General features: G+C 50.2%; 14 protein-coding genes. 7 read left to right on the forward strand and 7 right to left on the reverse strand.

The features are described 5' to 3' along the window. Positions 1–203: 203 nt before the first annotated feature. Both PLA01S_RS17665 and gdhA read left to right on the forward strand, forming a co-directional pair. A complete protein-coding gene (locus tag PLA01S_RS17665) occupies positions 204–1040 on the forward strand; it encodes a YitT family protein (RefSeq protein ID WP_100538857.1) in 837 nt (278 codons plus the stop codon). Between the two features lie 482 nt (positions 1041–1522). Beyond that, a complete protein-coding gene (gene gdhA, locus PLA01S_RS17670; RefSeq protein ID WP_100538858.1) occupies positions 1523–2902 on the forward strand; it encodes an NADP-specific glutamate dehydrogenase in 1380 nt (459 codons plus the stop codon). 50 nt (positions 2903–2952) lie between these two features. Here the strand turns inward: gdhA and PLA01S_RS17675 are convergent, their stop codons facing one another. Further along, on the reverse strand, positions 2953–3936 hold the full coding sequence (locus PLA01S_RS17675) for a diaminopimelate dehydrogenase (protein ID WP_100538859.1): 984 nt from the start codon (positions 3934–3936) through the stop codon (positions 2953–2955). Positions 3937–4087: 151 nt separating this feature from the next. After that, positions 4088–5149 (reverse strand): suppressor of fused domain protein, encoded by a 1062-nt coding sequence (locus PLA01S_RS17680; protein ID WP_127593349.1) that lies wholly within the window; start codon positions 5147–5149, stop codon positions 4088–4090. 170 nt (positions 5150–5319) lie between these two features. On the opposite strand from PLA01S_RS17680, the gene PLA01S_RS17685 reads away from it, so the two are divergent. After that, positions 5320–6051 carry an MORN repeat-containing protein gene (locus PLA01S_RS17685; RefSeq protein WP_127593350.1) on the forward strand — a complete coding sequence of 244 codons (732 nt, stop codon included), beginning with the start codon at positions 5320–5322 and terminating at the stop codon, positions 6049–6051. 151 nt (positions 6052–6202) lie between these two features. Here PLA01S_RS17685 and PLA01S_RS17690 read toward each other — a convergent pair whose 3' ends face one another. Together PLA01S_RS17690 and PLA01S_RS17695 are read right to left on the reverse strand one after the other, a co-directional pair. Next, positions 6203–6652, reverse strand: coding sequence for a YdeI/OmpD-associated family protein (locus tag PLA01S_RS17690; protein ID WP_127593351.1), 450 nt, complete (start codon positions 6650–6652; stop codon positions 6203–6205). Positions 6653–6702: 50 nt separating this feature from the next. After that, positions 6703–7464 (reverse strand): SDR family NAD(P)-dependent oxidoreductase, encoded by a 762-nt coding sequence (locus tag PLA01S_RS17695; RefSeq protein ID WP_100538862.1) that lies wholly within the window; start codon positions 7462–7464, stop codon positions 6703–6705. 223 nt (positions 7465–7687) lie between these two features. Between PLA01S_RS17695 and PLA01S_RS17700 the strand changes: the two genes are divergently transcribed. Beyond that, complete coding sequence (locus tag PLA01S_RS17700; protein WP_246059642.1) at positions 7688–8803, forward strand: DUF3626 domain-containing protein; 1116 nt, start codon at positions 7688–7690, stop codon at positions 8801–8803. A 136-nt stretch (positions 8804–8939) separates the two neighbouring features. Continuing rightward, positions 8940–9797: an AraC family transcriptional regulator gene (locus PLA01S_RS17705; protein WP_127593352.1), complete on the forward strand. Its 858-nt coding sequence runs from the start codon at positions 8940–8942 to the stop codon at positions 9795–9797. Between the two features lie 196 nt (positions 9798–9993). Here the strand turns inward: PLA01S_RS17705 and PLA01S_RS17710 are convergent, their stop codons facing one another. From PLA01S_RS17710 to PLA01S_RS17720, 3 genes are all read right to left on the reverse strand, one after another. Beyond that, complete coding sequence (locus PLA01S_RS17710; protein WP_164817452.1) at positions 9994–12978, reverse strand: S-layer homology domain-containing protein; 2985 nt, start codon at positions 12976–12978, stop codon at positions 9994–9996. A gap of 156 nt (positions 12979–13134) precedes the next feature. After that, entirely contained in the window at positions 13135–15765 is a 2631-nt protein-coding gene (locus tag PLA01S_RS17715) for a winged helix-turn-helix domain-containing protein (RefSeq protein WP_164817453.1), read from the reverse strand. Between the two features lie 275 nt (positions 15766–16040). Then, positions 16041–16535: a GyrI-like domain-containing protein gene (locus PLA01S_RS17720; RefSeq protein WP_127593355.1), complete on the reverse strand. Its 495-nt coding sequence runs from the start codon at positions 16533–16535 to the stop codon at positions 16041–16043. Between the two features lie 93 nt (positions 16536–16628). Between PLA01S_RS17720 and PLA01S_RS17725 the strand changes: the two genes are divergently transcribed. Both PLA01S_RS17725 and PLA01S_RS17730 read left to right on the forward strand, forming a co-directional pair. Next, positions 16629–17321, forward strand: coding sequence for a GyrI-like domain-containing protein (locus tag PLA01S_RS17725; protein ID WP_127593356.1), 693 nt, complete (start codon positions 16629–16631; stop codon positions 17319–17321). Between the two features lie 93 nt (positions 17322–17414). Continuing rightward, a complete protein-coding gene (locus PLA01S_RS17730; RefSeq protein ID WP_127593357.1) occupies positions 17415–17798 on the forward strand; it encodes a hypothetical protein in 384 nt (127 codons plus the stop codon). Positions 17799–17812 lie beyond the last annotated feature (14 nt).

Genomic DNA, 17812 nt, shown 5'->3' on the forward strand with positions numbered 1-17812 from the left:
TCACAGGTTCCATTTCGAAATGTTGCGCTCCTATTCGCCTACTCACAGTGAATTAAAAATCATTTACATTCCATGTAATGATTATTATAATGAGAATATCAAAAGAGCTGCGCAACCTGTGTTTGCATAAAGCGATTAAAGGATGATTTTTTCCTTTAGTCGCTTTTTTTGTGAGCTTGTTGAAAGTCATGGAGGTATATCGTATGAAAAAAAGAGCGTTTGATATGATCATGCTGCTCATCGGGGCATTTATTTTTGCACTGGCCGTCAATTTATTCGTCATTCCCAACGATTTTGGCGAAGGCGGTGTTACCGGGATCTCGATCATTCTGTATTATGTGCTGAAATGGTCCCCGGCTTTGGTCGGCATCGTGATTAACGGGATTTTGCTAATTGTCGGCTACAAGCTTCTCGATAAAAAAACGACGGTCTATACCATTATCGTTGTTGCTTTTCACTCTCTGTTCCTTCATTTGACGGAGAACTGGCGCATCGCTTCGGATGAGCCGGTGATCAATGCCATATTCGCCGGACTGTTTGCCGGCGTCGGGATTGGACTCATCGTCCGGGTGGGCGGGACCACGGCAGGTACGGTGATATTGGCCCGACTGGCCAATAAATATTGGGATTGGAATATCAGTTATGCCCTGCTGTTCTTTGACCTGATCGTGGCGGGACTGTCCGTCTTTGTGATCGGGATCGAGAAGGTGATGTTCACCGTGGTCATCCTCTATATCGGCACCAAGGCGATGGAGTTCATTATTGAAGGCTTGAATCCGAAAAAGGCCGTTACCATCATCTCGACTCATCATGACCGCATCGCGATTCGGGTTACGGAGATTATGGACCGCGGGGTGACCGTGCTCCGGGGTTATGGATACTACACCGGCCAGACCAAAGATGTTCTCTACATCGTCATCAGTAAACAGGAAGTCTCCATGCTCAAGAAAATCGTCCGGGCCGAGGACAAAAACGCTTTTGTCACGATCCATGACGTACGCGACGTGTTTGGCGAAGGATTTATTGATATTTCGAAATAAAACCGGACTTATCCTTAGTAAGAAAAAAAAGATCGAAACAGCCGTTCGGGCAGGTTTCGATCTTTTTTTAGCATCGCTGCCGATAACTTTTTCACGTCTTCACAAACTGTAATAATATCCCAACTTTTCCATGACCTCAGACGCTAAACATCCCAAAAAAGTTGAAGCCAAAGTTCCTTTTATTTGTATTTTTCCATGACAAATTCGGATTATTTTTTGCATTTTCGCTACACGAAACACAGGGTTATAGCTTATAATCTTACACCAAATGACAACTTTATAGAAATATTTAATGAGTTCGCAAAAAACATTTTATTGGTAATACGAGGCAAGATTCTATACAATTCTTTTTAACTTAAAAATGCTGAGTGCAAACTTTTAATGTTTTAGTACAAATTGTCCGAGACAGGCTTTCTTTTCAGCAAAACCGACGATTTATCACGCAATTCTACTTTAACGATTTGAAGGAGTGCATCGCAAAAGTGACTACGAATATTTCTGTTTCTTCACCCCTTACTGCCGCGAAAGACTATGTGGAATCCATCTATAACCAAGTGGTGGCCCGAGATCCGCACGAGCAAGAATTTCATCAAGCCGTCCGGGAATTTGTAGATTCCCTCGTCCCTGTTTTAGCCCAGCATCCGAAATATCGGGAACATGGTATTCTGGAGCGCCTTGTCGAGCCTGAACGAATGATCACCTTCCGTATACCATGGGTGGATGATCAAGGCAAAACCCAAGTAAACCGCGGGTTCCGCGTCCAGTTTAACAGCGCTCTGGGTCCGTACAAAGGCGGGATCCGGTTCCATCCTTCGGTTTATGCCGGCATCGTCAAATTCCTCGGCTTTGAACAAATTTTCAAAAATGCGCTCACGGGCCAGCCAATCGGCGGCGGCAAGGGCGGTTCGGATTTCGATCCGAAAGGCAAATCCGATCAGGAAGTCATGCGTTTTACCCAGAGCTTTATGACCGAGCTGTACCGCCATATCGGACCTGATTCCGATGTGCCTGCCGGCGATATCGGTGTCGGCGCTCGCGAGATCGGTTATATGTTCGGCCAATACAAGCGGATCCGCGGAGGACATGAGGCCGGCGTGCTGACAGGCAAAGGCGTCATCTATGGCGGAAGCCTGGCACGTACGGAAGCAACCGGCTACGGCTGCGTTTACTTCGTACAGGAAATGCTGGCTTCGCAAGGCCTTAGCTTCAAAGACAGCCGCGTTGTTGTGTCCGGCTCGGGCAACGTCTCCATCTACGCGATTGAAAAAGCACAGCAGCTCGGTGCACACGTCATCGCCTGCAGTGATTCCAACGGATACCTGTATGATCCGGACGGAATTAACCTCGAAACCGTCAAGCTGCTGAAGGAACGGGATCGCCTGCGGATCAGCGAATACGTTAAGATTCACCCGCATGCCGAATATACCGAAGGCTGCACGGGCATCTGGAATATTCCGTGCGATATCGCACTGCCTTGCGCCACGCAGAATGAGCTGGATGAAGAAGCAGCGAAAACACTCATCTTGAATGGTGTAAAAGCCATCGGTGAGGGAGCCAATATGCCTTCCACGCTGGAAGCGATTGAGCAGTTCATCAGCAGCGGCGTGCTGTTCGGACCGGCTAAAGCCGCCAATGCGGGCGGGGTTGCCGTATCCGCGCTGGAGATGAGCCAGAACAGCATGAGAATGTCATGGACCTTTGAAGAAGTGGATGCGAAGCTGCATCAGATCATGAAAAACATCTACAGCAGTGCCGTAGATGCTGCAGAGGAGTATGGTGTAGCCGGCAATCTTGTCGCTGGTGCCAACATCGCAGGTTTTATCAAAGTGGCCGATGCCATGATCGCACAAGGTATCGTATAAATAAGAAAAAAAAGAAGCCCTGCCGCATATGCGGCAGGGCTTCTTGCAGCTTATAGAAGCTCGCTGCGGAGCTCTTCGGCCGATTTTGGCGATAAGTATCCCAGCGGGATATCAAACACCGTCTTGGCGCCTTGCTGTCCCTCTCTGCTCAAACGATGAGCAGCTCTTGCATATGATACCAGCACACTGGCCGTAAATTCCGGGTTGCTGTCGAGCTTCAGGCCAAATTCAACAATTTGTTTATTTCCGCTCCCGGTAACGCCGCTGCGAATAACAAATCCGCCATGAGGCATACCTGCATGTTCAGCCTCAAGCTCTTCTTGCGTAATGAAGGTTACGGTTGTATCGTAATCGGAAAAATAGTTAGGCATCGACACAATCGTTTGACGGATTTGCTCTTGGTCCGCGCCTTCTTCCGCTACGACAAAGCAATCTCTCCGGTGCTTCTCGCGTGTGGCGAGCTCCGGTGTTTCACCAGCACGGATTTGGTTGATAACCTCTTCTACTGGAACCGTATATTGAACGCCTGCCTTCACCCCGGGAACACGACGGATGGCATCCGAGTGGCCCTGGCTCACGCCTTTGCCCCAGAAGGTATAATCTTTTCCTTCCGGCAAAATCGCTTCGGCAAGCAGACGGTTCATGGAGAACAAGCCCGGATCCCAACCTGTCGAAATGACACTGACATGGCCTCCGCCCAACGCCGCTTTGTTGACTTCCTCGAAAAACTCAGGGATTTTCGCGTGTGTGTCAAAGCTGTCTACCGTATTGAACATGCTGGCAAGCTGTGGCGTTTGCTCAGGCAAATCCGTAGCCGAACCACCGCACAGAATCATAACGTCAATCTTACCGATATATTGCTCTGCCGCTGATATATGCTCGAAGCGAGCACCGGAATTTGCTGGCATTTGCTGCGGGTCTCTGCGCGTGAAGATGGCTACCAGCTCCAGATCCGGATTTTGCCCGATCGCTTTCTGTACGCCTTTGCCCAAATTTCCATAACCTACGATCCCTACTTTAATAGATGCTTTCAATGTAATCCTCCCTTTGTCAGAACCATTTCGTGTGGCATGATGTTTATGTACCGCTTTAAAGTATAAGTATATAGACATCACTCAAATTGTAAACTATTTTATATGGACAGGAAATTCTTTCTATTTGTTTTTGTTCCAATTTTATATCTGTCTATCCGATAACTTGAACAACATTTCCTTCTTGATCCTTGATTTCCGTCTTCAGAACTTCAATCCGGATTCCTTGCAGGCCAGAAAGCTCGAAGGTGCTGACCTTTGGCAGCAATCGACTTGAAAATTCACCCGCGGTCCGATCGTCCAAAACCAGGGTAACATCTCCATCCTCCGCAGTCCAGCGACTCTCTTCCCCCGGCTCAAATACGACCCGAACGTCCGAACCGACAAGGCTCAGTTTCTTATCCTTCAGAATTCGGCCCTGCAGCAGCTTCCCGATAATTTCGGCCTGCTTGGCGCCTATTTGTAATGTAGCCGGGGTTTTACTTAACCACCCCTTTTTCCCCGGTTCAAAAGCCAGCTGGCTCACGTAGAGAAATCCGGTGTTCGAGCCCTCTTGTTTTGTCCCTCGGTCAACGGCTTCCCAAATCGAAGGTACCTTCAGCAGCGATTCCCGATCCAGATCCGTTATGTATTGCGGCATATACTCCACACAAGCTTGTAATACGCCCAGCGTATTCCATGTCTGCATCGCCTCGAGTTCTTCACGTGTGATGCCAACCATCTGCAGGAATTCGACCCGACCATTCGGTGTATCCATCCCCGGCAGCTCAGGATCCAAGGTAAAGGAGAGTGCGGTCAATTGCGTATCGGCCCCCAGGCAGATCGGGCCATTGGCATCCAAATAATCCCCCGAGCAAAAAACATTTCCGCTATTAAACACGTATCTCCCCATGTTCTGAAGCAGATTTAGCGCCCACGCCGGCGGCTCTTCCTCATCCTCCCGCTTAGCCAGCCTGAACGTCAATTCGAATCCGTAACCGCTCTCCTCCAGATTGTCCGATTCCTTGTCATACAGCTCGCTAAAGCCATAGGTGACCATATGCCAATGCGGACTCGGGGCATTCGACGTATAAGCGCTGATTCCATTCAGCGGATCGGGTCCTCCCAGAGCATAGGGAATTAGAGCCCCGTAATGTTTCGGCTCCTGCTCCCCGTACAGCTTCAGCAGCTGCTCGTCAATCGCGTCCCAGCCTGTGGCGTTTTCTTCATGTGTCATATCCTGTTCCCTCCGTTATCATTTACATTCAAAAAATTAAACCGTAACCGAGTAGGCCATGCCCATATCACCATCCTCTTCCGCTTCATTATATAGGACATATAGAGGAATGATGAAGTGACCCGCGAAGTGTATAATAGAACCATATCAACAAAGGAGCCTACATGTTCATGAAAAAAATAACGGCATTATCAGTAACCTTAACACTTTCAGCTTCGCTTATGGCCTCTTCTTTAGCCTCGCTGCCGGTTTCCGTCGATGCGGCCTCCGCCAAGGAATGGATACAGATCTCCGAGCGGACGTCCTATTACGGTGAAACGGCTAACGGCCAGCCCAATGGACGCGGCACGATCAAGTGGGGAAATGGCAAGCAATATTCCGGCGATTTCATTAACGGGAAGCGCACCGGAATCGGTAAATACATTAACGAATACCAGGTAGACGGCGAAGCACATAAGGTGGTATACACCGGCCGCTGGAGCAACGACAAAATGGATGGCGAAGGCACCTTGACGCATAAGGTGACATTGCCCAACGGGTCCGTCCGATGGAATCAGATCCAGAAAGGGACATTCCAGGCAGGTGTCTTCCACAGCGGATACGATGTCATTCATGCCGTCGCGGATCCCGACTACAGCTTTACCTACAAGAAAGGCAAGGAACTGCTCGTAGTTATGGGCACCAATCAAAACATGAAAAAAAACTGGGCCAACGGAACAATGTTCAGCGCTCAATACAAGAACGGTTCCGTCAACCATCATTATTCGATCTTCCCGGCCAATTCGGGGGCTGAACAGCGTCAAAACGACGCCGCGCTGCGATATTTCAAGAACATTCAAGCCAAGGTTGCTCCACATCTGCAGCAATTCGAAGCATTGTCCCAGCAGGTTCCGTTAAAATAACCCAGCCCATACAATCGTCAAAGAACCCGGTAACTTGCCTATAGCAAGACCGGGTTCTTTTTTTGTCAGCTAATTGATCCTTTATATAAAAAAGAGGCCGCTTTTTAAGCGCCCCGTGTTACCCTGCTCTTTTTCCATTGCCAGACCATCTCTACTGTGAACGTCCCTCGTTCAGCATCGTGATTGTTTTATCGATTCGCCGCTGACGGGTTTCCATCGTCTTGGCCCCCTCGATCGACAGCATCAAGCGGCGTTTATTACTGTAGGACAAACCATCGAAGTATTGTCGTGCCGCCGGGTTCTGATCCAGAGTCGCGGAAACATCCTCGGGTACCGTGATCTCGCGCGGCTCGGTATCAAGCTCAATCTGAACTGTCACTTCGTCACCCGCCGCAACTCCCGCTGCTTGCCGGTTCTCTGCGCTAAGCGGCAGCATGAATACGCCTCCCATAGGGGCGATGGTACTGCGATAGGCATGCTTGCCGATAGTGACCGAAACTGGGGGGCTTTTGCCCGAACCGAGGCCTTCCACAACTTCATCCGGTACCTGAAACCCTGTTGCCGTCTTACCGCCTAACTGTATCGTCGTTCGAAATTCCATTTTTGATTCCTTCAGTTAAAAATACGGATTGTATCTCTACGAACACAGCCTTATTGTGCCGTCCAGCCGCCATCCACAAGCAGCAAAGTGCCTGTCACGAGATCGGATGCCGGGGAGGCGAGATAAATAACGGCTCCAGCCACATCGCCAATGGTGCCGATCCGCCCTGCCGGGATCCGTGCCAGTACGCCGTCGCGGAAATCGGGGGAGTCCAATCGCTCGGCTGTTCCCGGCGTATGGATGAACGTAGGACCGACGGCATTGATGTTCACGCCACGACTGGACCACTCCAGCGCCAGCACCTTCGTCAGCTGATTCACGCCGCCTTTCGAGGCACAATAGGCAGCCCCTTCCGTAATCCCAACGACACTCACCTGGGAGCTGACGTTGATGATTTTTCCGCCCCCCTGTTCCAGCATGATGCGGCCGGCGGCCTGACAGCAGAAAAATACGCCCTTCAAATTCACGTCCATCATCTCATCCCAGTAATCCTCCGTGATGTCTTCCGCGAGCATTCCCTCTCCCAGACCAGCGTTATTGACCACGATATCGAGCCGGCCGAAATCCTCGGCTACCTGACCGAACACGGTTCGGATCTGCTCCACATTCCGGACGTCCAGCTCATAGGCCTTGGCCTGACCTCCTGCCTGTGAGATTTTCTCAACCAATGGACCCAGCAAGTCTTTGCTTCGTGCCATGACGGCAACCTTGGCCCCTGCCGCTGCCAGCGCTTGGGCTAGTCCATAACCGATGCCTTTGCTGGCCCCTGTCACGATTGCGATTTTATCCTGAATGCTGAAATTAGGCTGCATATATAATACCTCCATCCATAATATACGTTTATGTTAGTTCCATTAAAGCATGATGGCTGGTCAGCGGCAATCATTGCGAGTTCTCCCCTCCCAGTAAATCCATCCAATTAAGGCCTGAAGTACGTTAATTTGCGGCAGCCATAGAGGAATTTCTACTCGTGGGCTAGAAATGATGAGGATTATAGCGATCGTTGTCTAGTATGGAGCGTATGGAGGAAATCCAATGATGAACGAACGGTTATCTAAAGCGCAGCAACAAGCGATTCTTCATGTCGAATCAACAGCGGCGTGCCAACGAATGGCCGCCTTGGACATGACGGAGCAAATCTTGCGGAAACATGGAAAAGAATCCGTGGCGGTCGGCTCGCTGTTAACCAGTATCGGAAAGTCTGCCCGCGTCACGTTGAATTTCCATCCGGATCGGATACGGCCCACCGGGCACGCTGTCATCGAATCCCTCTTGGCAGAAGGCATATATCATAACCAGTTCATCACGAGCGTGACGAATGGAAGCAAAACCGCCTACCCGGGCGGCGACCGCGACCAATGGGAACGGCTCCTGTTTGGCGGTGCCTACCAGCAGCCCGGCGTACATAATGACGAGCGGCCCAAATACGGGGCCCTCAATCTCATGCATTATGCCGATGGTGCGTCTCCCCGCTTCGGTTCCTGTTTTTTGGTGCTTTCCCCTAATATATTGAACCGCTGCACCTTTACATTCGGAGACAGTCATGCAGGTCCTGAATTTGTGGGCACCATCCGTCAATGGGATTCGATTCTCGCTGCACTCTTGCATCAAGTCGAGTCCACTGGCGCGGCCCTGGGCTTCCCTAATGTGGACATTCCATCCATGCTGGAGCGCATTCTTCATCTGCCTTTTTCGCATACCGGTTTCTCCGGGCCTGTCGGTCGTTCCTTGGATGATTATATTGAAGCGCAGATCCATGGTGTCATCGACTTGTCCAGCGATGTGGAGGCCCTGGTGGCCGATCCGTCCTATAGGGACACCCCGATCGGGCATTTGCTCCATGCGTTATGTGAACGGTATGACCTCACCTTGTCCTGGCATCCAGGCTTCTGCCTTGCTGTACAGGATGTTCCGGATGATTTTCGGGGACCTGCCATGCCGCCGCTCGCCAAGCGGATCGATCAACGGTTTGGAGGCTCGCTGGGCAAACTGGATGCAGCCATTATCGGTAAAGCGGCTGCTCAACTGAACGATAATCCAAGCGAGTGGAGCGATTGGGGAGCATTGGATGAAACCTTCCAGCATCTCAAACAGCTGTGGCATGTGCTCGTAAAGTATGGACATTCCTATCCGTATACACCAAACCGCTAAGCTGTATTTTTTGCCTTAGTACGTACATTGGAATGATGGTCCGGCTAATAACCAGGCTAGCGATATCCGTGCAGCAACGGCTAGGCCTTTTTGGTCCAGCTTCTTATATATTGATCTTAGAAAGGATGATGACCGGATGGATTGGGTAAAGCGGATGAATGAGGCCATAGGCTATATAGAAGCGCACATAACCGAGGAGATCGATTACGCTGAAGCTGCTCAGATCGCATGCTGCTCCGTCTATCATTTTCAACGCATGTTTCCGTTCATTACGGATGTATCGCTGTCCGAATACATACGGAGACGCCGGCTGACACTGGCCGCCTACGAACTGCAAAACAGCGAAATCAAAGTAATCGACCTTGCGCTTAAATATGGTTATGATTCCCCGGAGGCGTTCGCGCGTGCATTCCAGAACATGCATGGCACCACGCCGACGGCCGCACGCCAGGCGGGTACCAAACTGAAAGCCTATCCCCGCATCTCCTTTCAATTCTCAATGCGAGGAGCTGCCGAAATGAATTACAGAATCGAAGAAATGAAGGAGTTTTCCGTTGTCGGTTTCAAGGAGCAGGTAAGCACGCAGCGTGCCTATGAAGACGTTCCCCGCCTCTGGAAGGAGGCTCAGGAGAAGAGCATTTTCGAGAAACTATGGAACTATCGTGTGCAGGACCATCCGATCCGGGGAATACTGGGTGTTTGTGCAGACGGTGACTACGGGAAGAATGAGCATTTTGACTACATCATGTCCGTCGTATCCAAGGATACGCCTCAGGAACCGATGGTGCAGCGACATTTCCCTGCCGCCACTTGGGCCGTCTTCGAGTTGGAAGGAGATCCGAGCGGCATTGCGGAGATGTGGAAACGCCTTTATACGGAGTGGATACCATCCCATGCTTATGATCTCGCGCCGCTTCCTGCCATCGAATGCTATCTTCCTCCGGACGAGTATAAGAACGAGTTATGGATTCCTGTCGTTAGAAAGGCACAGTAGATTCCATCGCTGAAGACGTGCACTTTTTTGCTCACCGCTGCTAGACGTTCCTAAACATGAGCATATTATCGATGCGGTGAGCACCCCCATTATTTTTCTGCCAAAAAATCATAATAAAAGAAGCCGCAAATTCTGTGGCAATACAGAGTTTGCGGCTCTTATATAGAAATTGTGCATCAAGGCTGTAACCTTGACGTTACTTGTTCAGCATGCGTCGCAGCATAACCACGGCCTCTGCTCGGGTGGCCGGGGCATCCGGCTCGAACTTCCCGCCGCTGCGACCGCTAACCAGTCCTTCGGCGTATGCGGCGGCGATATAGCCTTTGGCCCAGGCTGGAAAACTCGCAAGGTCTGCAAACTTGGCATCCTGTCCTTGAAGCGGTTCTAAACCTAGCGCTTTGGCGAGCATGACGGTTAACTCCGCTCTTGTGATAACGCCTGCAGGCTGGAATCGCCCATCCTTATATCCCTGGATAATCCCTGCCTCTGCCGCAAGCCCTACCGCTTCCCTAGACCATCCGGGGATGTCTGATTCATCTTTAAACGTGTATTTGCTGTCACCCTGCAAAGCCAGTGCTCTAACCAGCATCACCGTAAATTCATCGCGTCTAATCAAGGAATCCGGCTTAAATATGCTGTTAGCGTAGCCTTTGACCAGCCCTTTGCTGGCCAGCTCGTCAATCGCTGCCTGAGCCCAGTGTCCTTTCGTGTCACGAAAAGCTTCCAGAGCCTGAGGAGGTTCAGGTTTGATCGGCGGCTCAAGATTTGGCACGCTGCGAACAATGGTCAGGGTATACGTGTTCACCTTGCCACTCTCGGCGGTTACCTTAATCTCTATGACATTCTCCCCAGGTTTTAAGGAGATCCGGCCATCTTTATCCCAAGGTCCGGTGATTCTTGCCTTGCTATGAGCGGCCGTCAGATCGAATCGGATCTCTGACGCCTCGGTCTCGGCCCGATACGCGAACACGTTCGGCGAGAAGGCTGGACTCAGCTTCAATGCATCCCCGGTTTCCCCAATTCCAATAGAGAATGTATGAAGCTGTGCACTATCCGAAGGAATCATCGGTGTAGTTGGGTTCGGATTCGCCGGTCCTGGATCAGGATCGCCTCCTGGACTTGGAGTTGGAGACGTCGTAGGGAGCTGAAGTGTCCTCGCTGCTGCCTGGAGCGGTGCGCTTTCGTTCCCGGCATGGTCATACGCCTTTACTCGAAACGTATAGGATGTATTCGGCGTTAACCCACCAACTACGTAGGAATACGTGCTGCCAGTTACCGTTGCTACCGGAGTATCTGCGGTATCTTCGCGGTATACCCGATATCCTGTAACCTCTTCATCATCCGAGGCTTGCGGCCAGGATAACCTCATCGATGTAGTGCTAATGTCAGATATCATCAGTTGTCCGAAATCAGGCCATACCGGGGCTTCCTGATCCGGATCAGGGCCTGAATTCGGATCTTCCAGCGTCTGAGCCGTCGTCTGGAGCGGAACGCTCGCATTGCCGGCCCGATCATAGGCACGGACGCTAAGCGTATACGATGTGTCGGCCTCCAAACCGTTCATTTCATAGGAATAGGTGGCACCCGTCACGGTTGCTGTCGGCGTAGCATCATTCCCATTAAAAATGCGATATTCTGCAACCTTGTCATTGTCCGTGGCTTCAGGCCAAGACAGCTTGAGGGAGTCGGTGGATATGTCGGATGCAAGCAGCTCCGCATCCGCAGGCCATAACGGCTCTTCCATGTCTGGCTGCGGATCATCCTCGGTTATCGTGATAACCGCCTGGATTGGGGTACCAACGGCTGTACCTGGCACTGCAGCAATATTCAAATAAAACTCACGGTCATCTTCATGGATATCATCATTTAGAATTTCGACTTCAATCCATTTCTCAAGCTCTCCATCGGCAAAGGAGAGCGTTCCCGAAGCTGGCTTATAATGCTTGTCAGCCTTAGCGCTTCCATCTGCAGTGTTATAAGTGACAGCGACAGCACCGTGGCTGCCTCCTTCACGCATTACCTTCACCCGCACCTCGGCCTCGTCTTCCGAAACCGCATAATCAGCCGCTTCCAGCCTTAGCGTGCCCGGTTCGGGTTGCACAACAATTGCCTTATAGATATACAGGGTGTGATTAGAAGATACAATGAGATCCGGCATTCCGTCCTCGGCATAATCCCCGACAAGCGCCCGGTGTATTCCATTTCCTTGAGCCGCCAATTCGGTCTGCCACAGCAAATTCAACTGGGCTGACACATACTCCTTGGAATACAATTCAACGCCTTTTCCCGTCGCAACGATTATTTCCGCTTGACCATCCCCGTTTACATCCTCTGCATAAACCTTTTGATTGCCCGGGACTAGAGAATTCTGCTGAAGATTGTATGTATTGTCCCCATGATTCATATAAAAGAAGACACCCAACAAATCATTCAGCGCCAGAATATCGATGTGCCCGTCACCATTAATATCCGTTGAAACGAGATCCACGATATTTCCCGGTATTAGATGAAAGCTCTCGCTCCGCGTATAATCATTTCCCTTATACCGCTGCAGACCCAGCATCGGGCTGGCGACAACCAAATCCACCGTGCCAATAGCTCCATTCGTGATTGTTGTCGCTCTATTGCCGCCTGGGGACAAAGTGATGGGGACCATAGTAAAAGTTCTATCTGCGGCTACGTGAACAATGGTAACCTGATTGAAATTAATAATCATAATGTCTGGCTTACCATCCAAATCAAAGTCCGCAGCCACAATATCCTGAGAAAGCAGCAATGAAAGCAGCCTCATATCACGAAAGGAACCGTCGCCCTCCCCGTACCATATGAACGTCCCTGTTTGCGTTCCGATCAGCAAGTCCAAATGACCGTCCTGATCGTAATCATCGATTTCTAGTGAATGCGGCACCCCCAGAACCTGCAGGCTTTGTGGTGAAGGACCAAATGTTCCATCCCCCTGGCCATAGAATACGTGGACCCACCCATCATCCGTTATGGCCACAAAATCCAAATGACCGTCATGGTTGAAATCACCCGCCTTTAAATCTGTCACCTTACCGCCAAGCTGGGTGATCTCGAATTTATTCTCATAGTCTGGCACGGCCGCAAAGGCACTCGGCTGCAGCAGCAAAAGGCTGCATAGCAGTGCCATCATGAATTTATAACCTTTTCGAATATCCATACATCTACTCCCGTTCATCAACTTCAACTTCTAACCTCCCGTTCATGAAATAGACCTGTCCTTTATTGGTGTGCTCCGAATTCATTGTAAGACAACGCGTAAAACAAAAAATCCCCCTAAGGGGGGATAGAGGAGGTGGGAAATGGATACATCACATCAAATTTGAAGTTTATTCGTTCTCTTGGGATCGCTTAGCTTCTCGGCCTGCGCAATTGCCTCACTCAGATTGGCCGCATTCAGTTTGCTATAAATCCGCTTCCGATGCGTCTTCACCGTTTCATAGGTAACATTCAGTTTCTCTGCGATTTCCCTTCCGCTCAGATGATCGAGCAGTCCTTGAAAAACATCCATCTCCCTGGACGTCAACAGAGCCTCCAGTGGGGAATCCACCGATTCGGCCATTCCATCAGCTGCAGCCAGAATCGATCTGACAAATGAAAGAGAGGCGGAATCCTTCCCACGGTGTTGTCCCCGCTGCTTGGCGCGGATCAATTCGTGAAGCATTCCCATGACCGGCGCGCCCTCATCGAGGAATATCCGGGTGAAGTCATTAGCCTCCGAAACCTGGAGCGCCTCTTCAAGCTGAATCAGCGCTCTGCGCTGCTCCTCCCTAGACTGCAGCATCACGGCCGTAATACATAAAATTTCGGCCGCATCGATCGGCCGCATCTCACTCTCCGCAAGGTAAAGCAGCCGGTCCAGCAGCTCGTCGGCCTCCTCCCATCTACCCTGTAGAACAAGAACGCGGGCAAGCAGCTGATAATCAAATAATTCAAAGACAGACACCCTGTCCCGGCTGGATAATCCGCACTGTTCACCCCAAGCCAGTGCAGGCGCCGGATCACCGTATTGCAATTGGAGACGTATGCCCTCCAGGTGTAAAATTTCCATCCCCCGGGGAATGTCCATCCACTTCATCCGCCGCTGCCCGCCTTCAAGCAGCTCCAGGGCTTCAAACATATGGCCTTCGGCCGCCTTGAGCTTCGCCTGGAGGATCCAGCTCGCAACAAGGTCATGCTCCGGCCGGTTAGGATTTTGACTGATCCACGTCATCGCCTTGGAAACATAATCGGCAGCCGCCGATAGATCATTCCAATAGTAGAGTACTTCCGCATGATTAAGATATAACTTACCTAGAAAAATCGGATTCACAGCCTGATACACCTCTGCCATCTGCATGGTGTAAGGTGCTGCAATAGACCTTGAGGCGTGGCCGGGACCGATTTTATAGGATTTTACCGTGATCGGCTGCAGCGGCTTCTCCGGTTGGCCGAATATGATTTTAATGCCATTCGGAGCGTATCGCACGACCTGCTCATACTCCTGCTTGGCCAGCTTCAGGTCATTCCGCCCAAATACCATTAACGTGCCGCGTACATAATGTGACATCGCCAAATATTCATGGCGCTGCACCTCGCTCAATCCCTTATAGGCTTCGGCATACCAGGCGTCCGCTTGATGCAGCAGCGCTTCTCCCTCAGAGATTTCCCCAGATTCCTCGGCAATCAACGAATTGGCATAGGAGAAAAAGAGAACCGGGTGCTGAAGCAAAATGTCGCTCGGAATCGCGGATAACCATTTTTGCAGATTCGACCATTCCCAACTCACGACGCGGGAAGTCATCTCGCTTAACAGCAATACGGCCTGTTCGTAATATTGACCTTGCAAGTAATACTCAACGGCTTCCTCCTCAAGGCGCTGTTCACAACACCAATCGCCGGCTGCCTTATATAACAGTCTCTTATTAACCTGTTCGTTCTGTTCAAGGCGTCTTAGCAAAAATTCCAAGAACAAATGATGAAATCGGAACCATTCTCCCTTATCATCCAGTGCCACGACAAACAGATGAGAACGTTCTATCGATTCGATTAGCTCGCGGCTATCCTCAAATCCGGACACAGCCATGCTTAAGGAAACATTCCAACGCTTCAGAATCGAGCATGTAAGCAAAAATTGCTTCATCCGATCGTCCTGAGCGGAGAATACCTCTTCGAACAGATACCGCTTCACTTCTCGGCTATCCCCTGCAAAATTATGGATAAACGACTCTTTATTCTCCTGCCGCCGCATCGCAATGGATGCAAGCTTAAGCCCGGTAATCCATCCCTCGGTTTTTCTGACGAGCACGGAGGAGAGCTCCGTGTTCAGCGGAAAGTCACTGCGTTCAAAAAACTGCGCACCCTCCTTCTCGGTAAACCGCATGTTTTCGGCATTGAGTCTGCTGGCAAGCTGCCTGGCTTCCATGCGAGCTACAGAGAAAGCGGGTTCGGTACGGCTGATGAGGCAAACATGGATGCACTTGGGTAAATAGTTCGTAAAATAAGCGAATGACGCCAGCAAAATTTCATTCTGAATCACATGAAAATCATCAAGAACCAGGATCAGCTCCTGATCCAGTTTATCCAGCGTGTTCAGGCACACGATAAGCCCTTGATCATAACCTTCCGTATGCAGAAGCGGCAGCACGGGTTTGACTTCACCCCCATATGTCGGAAACGCTTTAGCAATGGCCGCCGTGATGTATCTCCAAAAGCGGGAACCTTGATTATCGCCGACATCCAGTGACACCCAAGCAGTCTGTTTCTCCTGCTGCAGCAGCCATTCACTGACAAGCGTCGTTTTTCCGTATCCCGCCGGCGCGCAGACCAGAGTCATATTTCCCGACATCGCATCCATCAGCCGGTCATCCAGACGCGGCCGGGGGATTAGAGTGGACACCGTTCTGGGAACGGTTAATTTCGAGTGCAGCAGTGGCTCGCGTACACCGAGTTCAGTTCCATTTATCATCATACGCCTCCGTCTCACTTCGAATTTTACGCTGGGACATAACCTGACAACATAACACCCAGACGCGTTAATCCATCATTTCAGTACTATTCTACCATTCCGTGAACAGGGCAGTAAGCTCCAATTCGCAATCCTGGCCCATTCGAAGACTCGTTCATATGCTCATTAAAAGAAAAAGCCGCTCTTCATCAGAGCGGGTGGCATCTTCGTGTATTACGCTGTACAGCAGGAAGAAAGTCCATCGTCATCGAATATGGTGTACCTACCTGATCCGTCTACTCGGTCTGCACGGGAATCATGATGATAAATTCGGGGTCATCCGCATAAGGATCCTGACTCATCGGATATTTTTCGAAATGCGTTAAATGATCCGGGTTATATTCCGAGTAACCTTGCTCTTTGATCCAGGCATAGATATTGTTATAGGACTGATCGATGCGCTGCTCTTTCCGATGAGTACAAGCGGCATAGGTTAAAGCAGGAACGGATATCGTAACCATCCCGTCCGGAACTTCGTCGATCCGTTCCACTTCCACGACTGCGTAATGGATAAATCCGTCACCCCCGGGAACTGCGTGGTAAGATAGCCCCAGCAACGTGTCGGTATGTAAGGCATGGGGTATCTCCGCCAGCCGCCCTTGCAGCGTCCGATGCACCGCACGTATCCCGCCCGCACCCGCCTCGGCAAATGTGCCTTCCCATTTCAATCCCATCGCCTGAAAAGCTTCCTTACTCGTGACTGATGCTTCGTTTCGTTGATCGCTTGTCATTAGTAAATGCTCCTTTATCATATATTTGGTTTCATTATATACTTGAACTATGCCAGAAACTGTCACAGTATAAAAAATCATAGGAGCGAAATTATGCCCAAAACCGAACGGATCCTTAAGGTCATGCAGCGGGTGTATGAACGGCAAAACTTCACCGTCGGCGAGTTAGCCGAAGAATTCTCGGTTTCGTACCGTACGATGCTCCGCTATCTTCATGAGCTGTCTCATCTAGGTGTTCCTTTATACGCCAATGAGGGAAAAAACGGCGGTTACTCCATTCTGACATCGCGGCAAAAGAGAGAGCGGTCCGCGCAGACGAATGAATCCATTCAGCGGATCATCAAACCGCAGACCCTGATCGTCGGCCTGGAGATGAAGCTTCCTTTTACGGCCTACTATATGTCCCAAGCCCTCAAGCCAAAGCTGTGGCAGGAACTCCAGGATCGCATGGAGGAAATTCCTTATATCCGCAAGAAAACGTCGAATACCTTATATATTGCAGCTGTTTTGAACCGGCAGCAGATCTACCACTATGTAGCCGGAATCGAGGTAATGATGATCGGTGATACGCCAGAGCGGATGGTGGGTTTAACCTTACAGACACAGGAATATGCCATGTACACCCATGAAGGACATTCCGATCGGGAGGATACCGACCAGTCTTATGCCTATGTTATCCAGCAGTTGAAGCAACGGGGCCTTACGCCAAACCCGGCGCTCTACAGCTTGGAACTGAGAACCTCGGTATATGCCGCTAAAGCCCAAATCTACATACCTTTAACCTGAATGAATCAGGGACTTGCCGATTCCGAAGGTTGGTGCAATCCCGAAGTGCACCATGCTTTACATCGAGTCTCGACGGATAAGGAGAGGATAGACATGAAAAGAACAAAGTTGGTACTCTCAATGGCGGTGCTGTTGGTTATAGCCTATGTTTTGTTCGGCTTATGGATAGCTCATGACACGAAATTGATGTTGGAAAAAGCCATGAGTGGAGCAGCTGACTATGCGGATTATATGAACTCTTCAACCTATCGAAAAATAAATCCTGTCGAACGTGAATTGACGGATAAAAAATTTGTGTATGATAAAAAATTGCATCAAACCGGATTTGTCTTTCCACTGCATTTCTTTTCTGTATCAAACACATTTGTCACGCAACAATATGAGAATCATGATTTCGGACTCAAGGAACCTGTCCGATTAAAGCTGCGGCTAAAATCCTGGAAATGGTACGCTACGGATGCGTTTATTCAACCTTAACTCCTTGGTGATAA

This window comes from Paenibacillus lautus NBRC 15380 (genome assembly GCF_004000945.1).
GTDB lineage: Bacteria > Bacillota > Bacilli > Paenibacillales > Paenibacillaceae > Paenibacillus_AQ > Paenibacillus_AQ lautus.

Excerpts from the sequence above, each read along its gene's own strand:
- PLA01S_RS17700 (WP_246059642.1), top strand. The coding sequence starts at position 7,688 with ATGATGAACGAACGGTTATCTAAAGCGCAGCAACAAGCGATTCTTCAT.
- PLA01S_RS17680 (WP_127593349.1), bottom strand. The coding sequence starts at position 5,149 with ATGACACATGAAGAAAACGCCACAGGCTGGGACGCGATTGACGAGCAG.
- PLA01S_RS17665 (WP_100538857.1), top strand. The coding sequence starts at position 204 with ATGAAAAAAAGAGCGTTTGATATGATCATGCTGCTCATCGGGGCATTT.
- PLA01S_RS17710 (WP_164817452.1), bottom strand. The coding sequence starts at position 12,978 with ATGGATATTCGAAAAGGTTATAAATTCATGATGGCACTGCTATGCAGC.
- PLA01S_RS17725 (WP_127593356.1), top strand. The coding sequence starts at position 16,629 with ATGCCCAAAACCGAACGGATCCTTAAGGTCATGCAGCGGGTGTATGAA.
- PLA01S_RS17720 (WP_127593355.1), bottom strand. The coding sequence starts at position 16,535 with ATGACAAGCGATCAACGAAACGAAGCATCAGTCACGAGTAAGGAAGCT.
- PLA01S_RS17730 (WP_127593357.1), top strand. The coding sequence starts at position 17,415 with ATGAAAAGAACAAAGTTGGTACTCTCAATGGCGGTGCTGTTGGTTATA.
- PLA01S_RS17715 (WP_164817453.1), bottom strand. The coding sequence starts at position 15,765 with ATGATAAATGGAACTGAACTCGGTGTACGCGAGCCACTGCTGCACTCG.
- PLA01S_RS17705 (WP_127593352.1), top strand. The coding sequence starts at position 8,940 with ATGGATTGGGTAAAGCGGATGAATGAGGCCATAGGCTATATAGAAGCG.
- PLA01S_RS17685 (WP_127593350.1), top strand. The coding sequence starts at position 5,320 with ATGAAAAAAATAACGGCATTATCAGTAACCTTAACACTTTCAGCTTCG.
- PLA01S_RS17690 (WP_127593351.1), bottom strand. The coding sequence starts at position 6,652 with ATGGAATTTCGAACGACGATACAGTTAGGCGGTAAGACGGCAACAGGG.
- PLA01S_RS17695 (WP_100538862.1), bottom strand. The coding sequence starts at position 7,464 with ATGCAGCCTAATTTCAGCATTCAGGATAAAATCGCAATCGTGACAGGG.